The 12,557-nt window shown below is 64.5% G+C and carries 12 protein-coding genes; 1 reads left to right on the plus strand and 11 read right to left on the minus strand.

Going from position 1 to position 12,557, the window contains the following annotated elements:
- Positions 1–314 precede the first annotated feature (314 nt).
- The 7 genes from ilvC to miaA all read right to left on the minus strand — a co-directional run bounded on the left by ilvC (position 315) and on the right by miaA (position 7,432).
- On the minus strand, positions 315–1,334 hold the full coding sequence (gene ilvC / locus I3J27_RS27990; protein WP_028145443.1) for a ketol-acid reductoisomerase: 1,020 nt from the start codon (positions 1,332–1,334) through the stop codon (positions 315–317).
- A gap of 134 nt (positions 1,335–1,468) precedes the next feature.
- On the minus strand, positions 1,469–2,071 hold the full coding sequence (locus I3J27_RS27995) for a LysE family translocator (RefSeq protein WP_270162106.1): 603 nt from the start codon (positions 2,069–2,071) through the stop codon (positions 1,469–1,471).
- 7 nt (positions 2,072–2,078) lie between these two features.
- Entirely contained in the window at positions 2,079–2,954 is an 876-nt protein-coding gene (locus I3J27_RS28000; protein ID WP_270162107.1) for an EamA family transporter, read from the minus strand.
- Between the two features lie 47 nt (positions 2,955–3,001).
- A complete protein-coding gene (locus I3J27_RS28005; protein WP_270162108.1) occupies positions 3,002–3,697 on the minus strand; it encodes a class I SAM-dependent methyltransferase in 696 nt (231 codons plus the stop codon).
- Positions 3,698–3,700: 3 nt separating this feature from the next.
- Positions 3,701–4,243 carry an acetolactate synthase small subunit gene (gene ilvN / locus I3J27_RS28010; RefSeq protein ID WP_270162109.1) on the minus strand — a complete coding sequence of 181 codons (543 nt, stop codon included), beginning with the start codon at positions 4,241–4,243 and terminating at the stop codon, positions 3,701–3,703.
- A 144-nt stretch (positions 4,244–4,387) separates the two neighbouring features.
- Complete coding sequence (locus I3J27_RS28015; RefSeq protein WP_270162110.1) at positions 4,388–6,163, minus strand: acetolactate synthase 3 large subunit; 1,776 nt, start codon at positions 6,161–6,163, stop codon at positions 4,388–4,390.
- A 327-nt stretch (positions 6,164–6,490) separates the two neighbouring features.
- A complete protein-coding gene (gene miaA / locus I3J27_RS28020; protein ID WP_270162111.1) occupies positions 6,491–7,432 on the minus strand; it encodes a tRNA (adenosine(37)-N6)-dimethylallyltransferase MiaA in 942 nt (313 codons plus the stop codon).
- Between the two features lie 11 nt (positions 7,433–7,443).
- Here miaA and serB point away from each other — a divergent pair, with 11 nt between their 5' ends.
- Entirely contained in the window at positions 7,444–8,349 is a 906-nt protein-coding gene (gene serB / locus I3J27_RS28025) for a phosphoserine phosphatase SerB (RefSeq protein ID WP_270162112.1), read from the plus strand.
- A gap of 82 nt (positions 8,350–8,431) precedes the next feature.
- On the opposite strand, the gene I3J27_RS28030 is transcribed toward serB, so the two are convergent.
- The 4 genes from I3J27_RS28030 to hflK all read right to left on the minus strand — a co-directional run bounded on the left by I3J27_RS28030 (position 8,432) and on the right by hflK (position 12,441).
- Positions 8,432–9,925, minus strand: coding sequence for a Do family serine endopeptidase (locus tag I3J27_RS28030; protein ID WP_270162113.1), 1,494 nt, complete (start codon positions 9,923–9,925; stop codon positions 8,432–8,434).
- A gap of 214 nt (positions 9,926–10,139) precedes the next feature.
- On the minus strand, positions 10,140–10,346 hold the full coding sequence (locus I3J27_RS28035) for a DUF2065 domain-containing protein (RefSeq protein WP_270162114.1): 207 nt from the start codon (positions 10,344–10,346) through the stop codon (positions 10,140–10,142).
- A gap of 71 nt (positions 10,347–10,417) precedes the next feature.
- Positions 10,418–11,308, minus strand: coding sequence for a protease modulator HflC (gene hflC, locus I3J27_RS28040; protein WP_270162115.1), 891 nt, complete (start codon positions 11,306–11,308; stop codon positions 10,418–10,420).
- Entirely contained in the window at positions 11,305–12,441 is a 1,137-nt protein-coding gene (gene hflK / locus I3J27_RS28045; RefSeq protein WP_270162116.1) for an FtsH protease activity modulator HflK, read from the minus strand. The genes hflC and hflK overlap by 4 nt, the downstream gene beginning before the upstream one ends.
- Positions 12,442–12,557: the final 116 nt, after the last annotated feature.

Below are 12,557 nucleotides of genomic sequence, written 5' to 3' on the forward strand. Positions count from 1 at the left end.
TCGCCCGGCAGCGCTAAAGATTTGGTTGAGCCGCGGAACACCTGCCGATTCCCCGTAATCCTGCGGGCCGGTCCGGGTGTTATGATACTTTCAATGCAAGATAATTTTGACGCAATCGGGGTCCGCAGCGCCCCGCCTTGATCATCCTCAGTCGAGGAAAGCGCCCGCTACGTCATTCGGCGCCGCGACAAAGTCGCGAAGCCAGAATTTGGCGAATGCGGATCGAGATGTCCACACTCGCGTCAGTCGGTCGGCGCCGACTTGGACATCAAAGAACCGAACTCGGGCGAACCCGAGCTCGGTTGCAACCGTGCTTAGTTCTTGCTCTTGTCGACCAGCGCGCCCTTCTTGATCCAGGGCATCATGTCGCGCAGCTTCGCGCCGACTTCCTCGATCGGGTGCTGGGCGAGCTTGGCGCGGGTCGCCTTGAACGAGGTCTGGTTGACCTTGTTCTCGAGCATCCAGTCGCGGGCGAACTTGCCGCCCTGGATGTCGGCGAGAACGCGCTTCATCTCGGCCTTGGTCTCGGCGGTGACGATGCGCGGCCCGGTGACGTACTCGCCGTACTCGGCGGTGTTGGAGATCGAGTAGTTCATGTTGGCGATGCCGCCTTCATAGATCAGGTCGACGATCAACTTCACTTCGTGCAGGCACTCGAAATAGGCCATCTCCGGGGCGTAGCCGGCTTCGACCAGGGTCTCGTAGCCGCCCTTGATCAGCTCGACCAGGCCGCCGCAGAGCACGACCTGCTCGCCGAACAGGTCGGTCTCGCACTCTTCCTTGAAGGTGGTCTCGATGATGCCGGCGCGGCCGCCGCCGACGGCGGAGGCGTAGGACAGGCCGAGGTCATGGGCGTTGCCCGAGACGTCCTTGGCGATGGCGATCAGGCAGGGCACGCCGCCGCCGCGCTGATACTCGGAGCGCACGGTGTGGCCGGGGCCCTTCGGCGCGATCATCAGCACGTCGAGGTCGGCGCGCGGATCGAGCAGGTTGAAGTGCACGTTGAGGCCGTGCGCGAACACGAGGGCCGCGCCCTTCTTCATGTTGTCGTGCAGGTGCTCGCGGTAGATGTCGCCCTGGAGCTCGTCCGGGGTCAGCATCATGACGAGGTCGGCCCATTTGGCGGCTTCGGCGACTTCCATCACCTTGAAGCCGGCGGCTTCCGCCTTCTTGACCGAGCCCGAGTCCTTGCGCAGCGCAATCGCCACGTCCTTGACGCCGGAGTCCTTGAGGTTGAGCGCATGGGCGTGGCCCTGGCTGCCATAGCCGACGATGGCGACCTTCTTGCCCTTGATCAGGTTCAGGTCGGCGTCGCGATCGTAATAAACACGCATAGGTCGTTTCCTCGTTCAGGGGCCGGAATCGGCCGTTGGTCAGGTCTCGGACGGTGAAATTTGCGGATTTCGGGGGCTGTCTAGAGCATTTTGGGCCCCCTGGGAAACCCGTTTCTGCATGGAAATCCGCGACATCATGCATCCATGAAGACGGGGTAGAGGGAGGCCAGCAGCAGGATCGCCATCAGGATGTTGAAGGCGCGGACCAGCCGCTCCGAGGTCAGGACCGGCCGCAATGCGGAGCCGAACAGGGCCCAGACCACGGTCGAGATCGTGCCAATGAGCAGGGTGGTCAGGGTCTGGATCGCGATGTTGAAGGGGAATTGGGCGATAGCCGCATAGGCCGTGATGGTGCCGATCACGATCACCCAGCCTTTTGCGTTGATCCATTGGAACATGGCGGCGCCCCAGAAGGTCATCGGGCCGCGGCCGCCGTCGCCGCCCGGCCTGGTCGGGCCGGACGTGGCAATCACGGCAGCAAGATAGATCAGATAGGCCGCACCGGCATATTTCAGGATCGTCTGAAGGATCGGATAGGCCAGGAACACGGTGCCGAGCCCGACGCCGACCGCTGCGACCATGAAGGCAAAGCCGATGACGACGCCGGCGATGTGCGGGACGGTGCGCCGGAAGCCATAAGTCAGCCCCGAGGACAGCAGCATGATGTTGTTCGGCCCGGGCGTGAAATACATCACGGTCATGAAGGCGAAAAAGGCATAGAGCAGCGACTGGGACATGCTCACCTCACGCGGTCTTCGGCAGGATCTGCGGACGCTTCGCCAGCACCATCACCGCGATACCGCCGATCACGGTCAGCATGCCAGCGAGGCGCAGCGGCCCGAACCGCTCGCCGAACACGATGCTGGAGGCGGCCGAGCCGACAAACGGCACCAGCAGCGCGAACGGCACCACCTGCGCCGCCGGATAATCACGCAGCAACCGGCCCCACAGCCAATAGGCGATGCTGGTGGAGATGCCGCCGAGCATCAACATGCACAGTGCTGACGTCATCGAGATGTGCGTCAGCGATGACCAGGTCGGTGCCGGACCATTGGCGACCAGCGCCAGCGCAAACAGCGGCACCGCTGAAGTAAGGCAAAGCCAGGCGAACAGATCGAACATCGGCACGCCGCGCGCGCCACGCAGCAGGAGATTTCCGACCGCAAAGCTGACCGGCGCGATCATCAGCACCGCAAAGGCGCCAACGCTGAAATCGTAGCCGACGGTGCCGCAGATCATCAACAAGCCCGCCGCGGCGATGACGATGCCCAGCGTCTGCGCCGGCGTCGGCCGCTCGCCGAATGCGATCGCCGCAAAGCCGATCGTGAACAGCGCCTGGCTCTGCACGACGACACTGGTCAGCCCCACCGGCACGCCGTTGGCGATGCCGTAGGCCTGGGACAGGAACTCGCCGAGGAACAGCGTGAAGCTGATCGCGATCAGCAGCGACCAGGCGACCTTCGGCTTGGGAATGAACAGGCACGGCACCGCGGCAATGGCGAAGCGCATCGCCGTCATCAGCTCCGGCGAAAGCTCGTCGAGCGCGATTCGGCTTGCCACGAAGGCAAGGCCCCAGACGATCGCCACCAGGATGGCGATGAGGATATCGGCCGGCTTCATTGTTGTTCTCGGTTCTGCTTTGTCGCAGCCCTGTTTGTTATTCTGGTCTAGCCTTGCTCGCCGGCTTTGGGTTTGCGCAGCAGATAAGTGCCGTGCATGGGGGCGTGGTAATCGGCCGAGATCAGCGTGAAGCCGACGTCGGTCAGCATCCGCTCCATCACCCAGCCGAAGGTGGAATACTCGTCGCGCATATGCGTGACCACGCTTTCGCGCGAAAAATCGTGGTTCTTGATCTGGTAGTCGGCCCATTGCTCGACGTCGCGCTCGATCGCGTCCGGCATCGATGCATAGACGATGTCGCGCAGATAGAAGCTGGCGCCTGGCTTCAATGCGCGAAAGATCCGCGACATCGCAACCGCCTTCCAGAAATCCGGCAGATGGTGCAGCGTGAACTCGCTGACGATCAGATCGTAGGATTCCGGCCGGTAGGCGAAGCTGAGCAGCCCCGCGGACTGGGTGCGCACGGGCGCCTTGCGATCGCGGGCGTAGATATCGGCCAGCGCCAGCATGGCCGGCGAAATGTCGATGGCGTCGACCTCGGCACCCATCAGCGCGGCTTCGGTTGCGAGCACGCCGTTGCCACAGCCGATATCCGCGATGCGCCAGCCGCGCTGGACCCCCAGCATTTTCAGCGCGGCGCGCGCCCGCAGATCGGCATCGTCATGGGCGTCGTAGATCGAAGCCACCGCGGGCTCGATGCCCATCCGGTTCCGCTCGTTATAATACCAGTCGCGCGCCAGCATGATTCACATCCCTTCAGGCCCGCGGCCGATCGCGGCAACGCCGGTGCGCGACACCTCGACGAGGCCGAGCGGGCGCATCAGATCGATATACTGGTTGATCTTGTCGGTATTGCCTGTGATCTCGAACACAAAACTCTCGGTGGTGGCGTCGATGACGCGGGCGCGGAACGCATCCGCCAGCCGCAGCGCCTCGACGCGATGCTCGCCCTGCCCGCGCACCTTCACCATCGCGAGCTCGCGCTCGATCGAGCGCTTGGTCTGGGTCATGTCGACGACCTGATAGACGGGGATCATGCGGTCGAGCTGGTGCTTGATCTGCGCGATCACCATCGGCGTGCCCGTGGTGACGATGGTGATGCGCGACAGATGCTTCTGGGCCTCGGTCTCCGAGACCGTGAGGCTTTCGATGTTGTAACCGCGGCCCGAGAACAGGCCGATGACGCGCGCGAGCACGCCCGGCTCGTTCTGCACGAGCACTGCGAGCGTGTGCGTCTCGTTCGGATCGTGACGCTCCTCGATGAAATAGGCGGATGCGGGCTGGTTCATTGTCGTCCCCTTATTCTTTCTTGTCATGCCCCGCGAATGCGGGGCATCCAATAATCACCAGCGTCAAGAGTCTCACATCTGCCGCGGCGTACTGGATCGCCCGGTCAAGCCGGGCGATGACAGCGGAGTTTGCGGACATCGCGCTCACACCAGCGCCTTGCCGCCGGCAAATGCCTTTGCGGTGGCTTCGTCATTCGCCTGCTCGGGCAACAGCATCTCGTTATGCGCCTTGCCGGAGGGAATCATCGGGAAGCAGTTTTCCAGCGCGGCGACGCGGCAGTCGAACAGCACCGGGCGCTTGACCGAGATCATCTCCTGGATGGCGCCATCGAGATCGGCGGGCTTGTGCACCTGGAGACCGACGCCGCCATAGGCTTCAGCGAGCTTGACGAAGTCCGGCAGCGCCTCCGAGTAGGAATGCGACAGACGATTGCCGTGCAGCAGCTGCTGCCACTGGCGCACCATGCCCATGTACTGGTTGTTCAGGATGAAGATCTTGATCGGCAGCTCGTACTGAACCGCGGTCGACATCTCCTGCATCGTCATCTGCACCGAGGCATCGCCCGCGATGTCGATGACGAGGCTGTCGGGATGGGCAACCTGCACGCCGACCGCGGCCGGCAGGCCGTAGCCCATCGTGCCGAGACCACCGGAGGTCATCCAGCGGTGCGGCTCCTCGAAGCCGAAGAATTGCGCCGCCCACATCTGGTGCTGGCCGACCTCGGTCGTGATGTAGGTGTCCCGACCGCGCGTCGCCTCAAAAAGGGCCTGGATCGCGTGCTGCGGCAGGATGACGTCGTTGCTCTTCTTGTAATAGAGCGAATTGCGGGCACGCCACTGCGCGATCTGCTGCCACCACGCCTTGACGTCGGGCTTCTTCGCCTCCGCCTTGAACACCTGGAGGATGTCGCCGAGGATGTTGCCGCAATCGCCGATGATCGGCACGTCGACACGGATGTTCTTGTTGATCGAGGACGGGTCGATGTCGATGTGGATCTTCTTCGAGCCCGGCGAGAACGCATCGACGCGGCCGGTGATGCGGTCGTCGAAGCGCGCGCCGACGCACAGCATGACGTCGCAGTCATGCATGGTCATGTTGGCTTCATAGGTGCCGTGCATGCCCAGCATGCCGAGCCAGTTCTTGCCCGACGCGGGATATGCACCCAGGCCCATCAGCGTGGAGGTGATCGGGAAACCCGTGACCTCGACCAGCTCACGCAAGAGCTTGGTCGCCTCGGGGCCGGAATTGATGACGCCGCCGCCGCTGTAGATCACCGGGCGCTTGGCATTGGCGAGCAGCGACACCGCCTTGCGGATCTGCGTCGCATCGCCCTTCACGCGCGGCGCGTAGGAGCGGTGCACGTCGGACTTGCGCGGCGGATGATAGGTGCCGGTGGCGAACTGGACGTCCTTGGGCACGTCGACCAGCACCGGGCCGGGACGGCCCGTGGTCGCAACGTAAAACGCCTCGTGCAGCACTTTGGCGAGATCGTTGACGTCGCGCACCAGCCAGTTGTGCTTGGTGCAGGGGCGCGTGATGCCGACCGTGTCGCATTCCTGGAACGCGTCGTTGCCGATCAGATGCGTCGGCACCTGGCCGGAGATGCAGACCAGCGGGATCGAGTCCATCAGCGCGTCGGTCAGCGGCGTCACCATGTTGGTGGCGCCGGGGCCGGAGGTCACCAGCGCCACGCCCGGCTTGCCGGTCGATCGGGCATAACCCTCGGCGGCATGGCCCGCGCCCTGCTCGTGGCGGACCAGAATGTGCTGGACCTCGCTCTGCTGGAAGATCTCGTCATAGATCGGAAGCACGGCGCCGCCGGGATAGCCGAAAATGTCGGTCACGCCATGATCGATGAGCGCGCGAACGATCATCGCGGCGCCGGTCATCTGGTTCGGATCGTGGCTCTTGTCGCTCATTGGCTTGCTCCGGATGCGCTGTTGTCAGCGGCTTCGTTCGTGTCGGGATCGGCAAATAAAAAAGGCCCCGAAGAGGGCCCATGCACACCGCCTGTCATGTGGATGGCAGCTAGCCACCCCCGGCGGTGTGCCTGGGTACGACGGCGATAAGGAGTTTGGTAATAATGTTACGCATGGCAGGTGCCCGGCTTCCCAAAGGTTGCGCGAAACATAGCGGCCAAAGCCCGGATGTCAAGGCAATGCGGCCGATCCCGCGCGATTTTGGCAGTGTAGCGGTGTTCCCGGGGTTCGGCGAGAGGTAAATTCGGGAACCGGGGCACAAAAGCGTCAGTCGGGACCCCGTGCCGCGTTCACGATGGCGGCGAGCCATCCCCTCGCCTCCTCCGGCTTCACCCACTCGAATTGTGGCAATTGGTGTCGGAACCAGGTGAACTGGCGCTTGGCGTAGTGGCGGGTATCGGCCCGGCCGATCGTGGCGGCTTCCTCCAGGCTGAGCTCGCCGCGCAGATGCCGGATCAGCGCCGGCACGCCATGGGCCTTCATCGCCGGCAGCAGCGGATCGAGTTGGCGGGCGGCGAGCCGTTCGATCTCCTTCAGCGCACCGGCGCCCAGCATGGCATCGAAGCGGGCATCGATCCGGGCATAGAGCTCGTCGCGCTCGGGCGCGAGAAACACTGCGCGAAAACTGTCCTTCGGCAATAGCGGCGGTTGGCCCTCGTGGTGCCAATCGAGCAGCGAACGGCCGGTCGCTTCGACCACTTCGAGCGCGCGCGCGATCCGGGTGCGGTCGCGCAGGTTCAATCGCTCGGCGGCGCGCGGATCGCGCCGCGCGAGTTCCGCGTGCAGCGCCTCGACGCCGTTGCGCTCCAGCCGCGCTCTCACATCGTCACGAACATCGGCGGGGATCGGCGGCACCACAGAGAGACCGGCCGTCAGGGCCTTGAAATAGAGCCCGGTGCCGCCGATGAAGATCGGCAGGCGTCCTTCGGCCTTCGCCTCTTCGAGAGCCTTGGCCGCATCACTCACCCAGGCGCCGGCCGAGAAATTCACGGCCGCATCGACGTGGCCATAGAGACGATGGGGAACGCGCGCTTCCTCGCCATGGGTGGGGCGCGCCGTGATGATGCGGAGGTCGCGGTAGACCTGCATGGAATCGGCATTGATGACGATTCCGCCCGCGCTGAGAGCAAGCTCCAGCGCCAGCGCCGACTTGCCGCTGGCGGTCGGGCCTGCGATAAGCACGGCCTTGCTTGAATGCCCCTCGCTCACGAAAACCTCAAATGTCCCTCGTCGCCACGCTGATCTGCAACCCGAATAATCCTGCGCTCGATTCTACCATCGTCGACGGCGCCCGCGCCGTGCTGCCGAAGGCGCAACCGGCACACTGGCTGTTCGACGGGGTTGCAGTCGACATCCCCTTCGGCGCGCAGGATAACCTCGAAGGCGACCGTCACGCCATCGAGCAGCGGCTCCGCGAGCTCCGCGGCGACCTGCCGATCGACATCGTGGTGCAGCCAGTCGGCTTCCGGCGCAAGAAGCTTTTTCTCGCCGACATGGATTCCACCATGATTGGCCAGGAATGCATCGACGAGCTCGCCGATCTCGTCGGGATGAAGGCCCATGTGGCCGCCATCACCGAACGCGCGATGCGCGGCGAGATCGAGTTCGAGCCGGCGCTGCGCGAGCGCGTCGCGCTTCTGAAGGACCTTCCCGCCGGCGTCGTCGACGAGGTGCTGGCCAAGCGCATCACGCTGACCCCGGGCGGACGTGAGCTGGTCGCGACCATGCGCGCCCACGGCGCCTATACCTGCCTCGTCTCCGGCGGCTTCACCCTGTTCACGCGCGCGGTGGCCGCAAAAATCGGCTTCCAGGAGAACCGCGCCAACGAGCTCGTCGTGCGCGAGGGCAAGTTCACCGGCGAGGTGAAGGAGCCGATTTTGGGTCGCGCGGCAAAGCTCGCGACACTGGTGGATTTGATGGAATCGTTCGATCTCGACGACATCGACTCCGTCGTGGTCGGCGACGGCGCCAATGATCTCGCGATGATCCAGGCGGCGGGGCTCGGCGTTGCGTATCACGCCAAGCCGGCGGTCGCCGCTGCGGCGGCGGCACGGATCGATCACGGCGATCTCACCGCGCTGCTTTATGCGCAGGGGTATCGGCGCGACGAGTTCGTGGAGGCGTAGCCTCACTTGCGGTGCGCGCAGCGGCCGTAGGGTAGGCAAAGGCACGCTTGCGCTTTGCCCACCCTACGAGATCGTACCGCGACTACTGCACGCTCAGCGCCACGAAGCGCAGCTCGCCATCAGCATTCGAGACCAGCAGCAGCACGGACTTCTTGCCGTCCTTCTTGAGCTGGTCGACCCGCTTCTGGATCTCGGCACCGCTGGAGACGGCTTCCTGCGCCACCTCGACGATGACGTCGCCAGCGGAGAGGCGCTTCTCGGCAGCGTCCGAATTGGCGTCGACATTGGTGACGACCACACCCTTGACGCTCTCCTTGATCTTGTAGCGCGCGCGCAGATCCTTGCTCAGCGCTGCGAGATCGAGGCCGAGCGCCTTCTGCGTCACCAGCTTCTCCGGCGCGGGCTCGTCGGTCTTCACCGCGGCCTGCACCTTGTCGGGATCCTGGAGACGGCCGAGCGTGACCTTCTTGGTCTCTTCCTTGCCCTTGCGGATGATGACGACGTCGACCTCCTTGCCGACCGCCGTGTCGGCGACGACGCGGGACAGGTCCTTCGGGTCCTTGACGTCCTTGCCGTCGAACTTGACGACGACGTCACCGGGCTCGATGCCGGCGGGTTTCGCCGGGCCCTTGTCGTCGACGCCGGCGACCAGCGCGCCGCGTGCGGGCTTGATGTTGAGGCTCTCGGCGATCTCGTCGGTGACGCTCTGGATGCGCACGCCCAGCCAGCCGCGGCGCAGCTCGCCGAACTGGCGGAGCTGGTCGACCACGGCGACGACCGTCTTCGACGGCACGGCGAAGCCGATGCCGATCGAGCCGCCGGAGGGCGAGATGATCAGCGTGTTGACGCCGATCACGTCGCCATCGAGATTGAACAGCGGGCCGCCGGAATTGCCGCGGTTGATGGAGGCGTCGGTCTGGATGTAGCTGTCATACGGCCCCGACGAGATGTCACGGTTCTTGGCCGAGACGATGCCGGCGGTCACCGTGCCGCCCAGGCTGAACGGGTTGCCGATCGCGACCACCCAGTCGCCGAGGCGTAGCTTGTCGGAGTCGCCGAACTTCACCGCGACCAGCGGCTTGGTCGGCTTGAACTTCAGCACGGCAAGGTCGGTCTTCTTGTCGACACCGACCAGCTCGGCCTTGATCTTGGTACCGTCATTGAGGATCACGTTGATCTCGTCGGCGTCCGCGATGACGTGGTTGTTGGTGACGACGACGCCTGACGTATCGATGATGAAGCCGCTTCCGAGCGAATTGGTCTTTTTCGGCGGACCGTTGTCGCCGCCCTTGCTGCCCCCGCCGGGACCCCTGCGGTTCTTGAAGAAGTCGTCGAAGAACTCCTCGAACGGCGAGCCGGGCGGTAGTTGCGGCATGGAGTTGCTGCCGCCGCCCTTGGCTTCGACCGTCTGCGAGGTCGAGATGTTGACGACCGCGTCGATCACCTTCTCGGCGACGTCGGCGATGCCGTCCGGGCCGCGGGCATAGGCCGGAGTGCCGAACGCGCTGAATGCACTGACGGCGAGCGCGGCCAGCCCTAAGCGCAAGCGGGTCGGGGCAATGGTGGCAGCGGTCATTGTGATCTCCAGAGAATAGGGATTCGGCGCCAGGGACTCGACTCCAAGGCTTCAACTCCAAGGATTCGAGCCCAGGGCTTCAACTCCAAGGCTTCAACTCCAAGACTGCGCTCGAACGGGGCGACGGCGCAAGCGCGGACCTTGACGGGTCTCAAGACCCCGACAATACGGCGAAAACCCGCCTCTCGCCTTCACTTTGGCGTTGGCGCGAGGCTTAAACCGGGCGCCGCATCACCCAGATCAGGATCAGGCCGGCCACGGCCGAGCCGATCCCGACCACCCGCAGGATATTGTCCGGCGTGGCGATAGCGCTCTTCATGGCCTTGCGCATCCAGTTTGGACTTGCCGCGAACATCAGGCCTTCCAGCACGAACAGGATGCCTAGGCCGATGAGGAAGTCGGCGAACGCAATGGACCTCATCGGATTGGAACCTCCCGTTGTACTGTTCTTGTCTGGACGAGGGGCGGCTGGATCCGCCGCCCCTGTCTAGCTTACGGCTTCGCCGGCGCCGCCGTCTTGCCGGACGCGTTACCGAAATACCGGAAGAAATCCGAGTCCGGCCGCAACAGGAAGCGGGTGTCGCTCGACTTCAACCCATTCTCGTACGCCGTCATCGACCGGTAGAAAGTGAAGAAGTCGGCATCCTTGCCATAGGCCTCCGCGAACAGGCGGTTGCGCTCGGCGTCGCCGATGCCGCGCGTCTGCTCGGCCTGCGACCTGGCTTCGGCCTCGATCACCGTCGCCTCGCGGTCGGCCTTGGAGCGGATCTCCTGCGCCTTCTGGCCGCCCTGTGCGCGGAACTCGGCCGCCTCGCGCTGGCGCTCCGTCTTCATCCGGTCGTAGACCGCCTGGCTGTTCTGGTCGGGCAAGTCGGCGCGGCGAATTCGAACGTCGACGACCTGGATGCCGTAGCCATCCGCCTCGCGATCGAGTTGCTCGCGGATGCGCAGCATCAGCTTCTCGCGCTCGTCACGCACGACATTGATGAAATTGACCTCGCCGAGCACGCGGCGGAGCGCAGCGTTGAGCAGCGTGGTGAGCTGGATGTTGGCGGCCTGGATCGAGCCGACGCTCTGATAGAAGCGTAGCGCGTTCTTGATGCGATAGCGCGCAAAGGCGTCGACGACGAGACGACGCCGATCGAAGGCGATGACTTCCTGAGACGGGTTCTCGAGATCGAGGATCCGCTTGTCGATGTTGATCACGGAGTTCCACGGCGCCTTGAAGTGCAGGCCGGGATCTGTGACGACGTCGACGGGTTCGCCGAACCTCAGCACGATGGTCTGCTCGGTCTGCTGCACCGAGAACAACGACATATAGGCCACGATCAGAACGAGCAGGAGCCCGAGCAGCGCGACGATGCCTGTAACCGGAGACCTCATCGGTTGCCTCCGCTCGACTGCTGACCGGCGGCCGGCGGCCGCTTGGTCGTCAGCTCATTGAGCGGCAGATAGGGCACGACGCCCTGGCCCGAGGGGCCGCCGTCATAGACGAGCTTGTCGGCACCGCCGAGCACGCGCTCCATCGTCTCCAGATAGATCCGTTCACGCGTCACGTCGGGCGCCTTCCTGTACTCATCATAGACTTTCAGGAAGCGCGCGCTCTGGCCCTTGGCCTCGGCGACCGCCTGTTCCTTGTAGCCCTCGGCGGCCTGAAGGATCTGCGCCGCGCGTCCACGCGCCTGCGGCACCACCTGATTGGCATAGGTCTCCGCTTCGTTCTGCACGCGCACCAGATCGGCTTGCGCCGCCTGAACGTCGCGGAAAGCGTCGATCACCTGTGCCGGCGGATCGACTTTCTGCATCTGTACTTGGCTGATGAGAATGCCCGCGCCGTAGCTGTCCAGCGCTTTCTGCATCAAGTCCTGCACGGTGGATTCCGTCTGTGTCCGCGCGCCGGTCAGGATCGGCTGGATCTGCGAGCGGCCGATCACCTCGCGCATCGCGCTCTCGGCGACCGCCTTCACGGTGCCTTCGGGATTCTGGATGTTGAAGAGGAAGTCGCCGACACCGTCCGGCTTGATGCGCCAGAGCACGGTGAAATCGACGTCGACGATGTTCTCGTCGCCGGTCAGCATCAGGCTCTCTTCCGGCACGTCACGAATGGAGCGGCCGCGCCGCGCCGGATCCTCGATCAGCGTCATGCCGATGGAGATGGTGGAGACGCGAAGCGCCTTCGGCAGCAGCACGGTCTCGATCGGATAGGGCAGATGATAGTTCAGGCCCGGCTGCACGGTGCGGACATGCTTGCCGAAGCGCAGCACGACGCCGAGCTCCTCGGACTGCACCCGGAAGAAGCCCGACAGCAGCCAGAATGCGACGATGAGCAGGACGATCAGCGTGATGCCGATGCCGGAGAAATAGCCGCCCGGCATGATCTGCTGAAGGCGGTCCTGGCCGCGCCGCAGAAGGTCTTCCAGATCCGGCGGCCTCGGCCCGACCGGTTGCGGGCCGTTGCCCCATGGTCCCTTCGGACCCGAGCCCCATGGGCCACCGCCCTGATTCTTCCACGGCATTCGACGCTCTCCTCGGCAGGGTGGATTTGCCCCCGCCCGCATTGTCCGGTCCGGCTTTATAGGGGACAGGCAAGTCCCTTACAACGCAGCCCGGGCCGTCTTTCGAGCTATGCTCG

This window comes from Bradyrhizobium xenonodulans (assembly GCF_027594865.1).
GTDB lineage: Bacteria > Pseudomonadota > Alphaproteobacteria > Rhizobiales > Xanthobacteraceae > Bradyrhizobium > Bradyrhizobium xenonodulans.

Bases quoted from the DNA above. Each gene is read 5' to 3' on its own strand.
- ilvC (WP_028145443.1), bottom strand. From the start codon at position 1,334: ATGCGTGTTTATTACGATCGCGACGCCGACCTGAACCTGATCAAGGGC.
- I3J27_RS27995 (WP_270162106.1), bottom strand. From the start codon at position 2,071: ATGTCCCAGTCGCTGCTCTATGCCTTTTTCGCCTTCATGACCGTGATG.
- I3J27_RS28000 (WP_270162107.1), bottom strand. From the start codon at position 2,954: ATGAAGCCGGCCGATATCCTCATCGCCATCCTGGTGGCGATCGTCTGG.
- I3J27_RS28005 (WP_270162108.1), bottom strand. From the start codon at position 3,697: ATGCTGGCGCGCGACTGGTATTATAACGAGCGGAACCGGATGGGCATC.
- ilvN (WP_270162109.1), bottom strand. From the start codon at position 4,243: ATGAACCAGCCCGCATCCGCCTATTTCATCGAGGAGCGTCACGATCCG.
- I3J27_RS28015 (WP_270162110.1), bottom strand. From the start codon at position 6,163: ATGAGCGACAAGAGCCACGATCCGAACCAGATGACCGGCGCCGCGATG.
- serB (WP_270162112.1), top strand. From the start codon at position 7,444: ATGTCCCTCGTCGCCACGCTGATCTGCAACCCGAATAATCCTGCGCTC.
- I3J27_RS28030 (WP_270162113.1), bottom strand. From the start codon at position 9,925: ATGACCGCTGCCACCATTGCCCCGACCCGCTTGCGCTTAGGGCTGGCC.
- I3J27_RS28035 (WP_270162114.1), bottom strand. From the start codon at position 10,346: ATGAGGTCCATTGCGTTCGCCGACTTCCTCATCGGCCTAGGCATCCTG.
- hflC (WP_270162115.1), bottom strand. From the start codon at position 11,308: ATGAGGTCTCCGGTTACAGGCATCGTCGCGCTGCTCGGGCTCCTGCTC.
- hflK (WP_270162116.1), bottom strand. From the start codon at position 12,441: ATGCCGTGGAAGAATCAGGGCGGTGGCCCATGGGGCTCGGGTCCGAAG.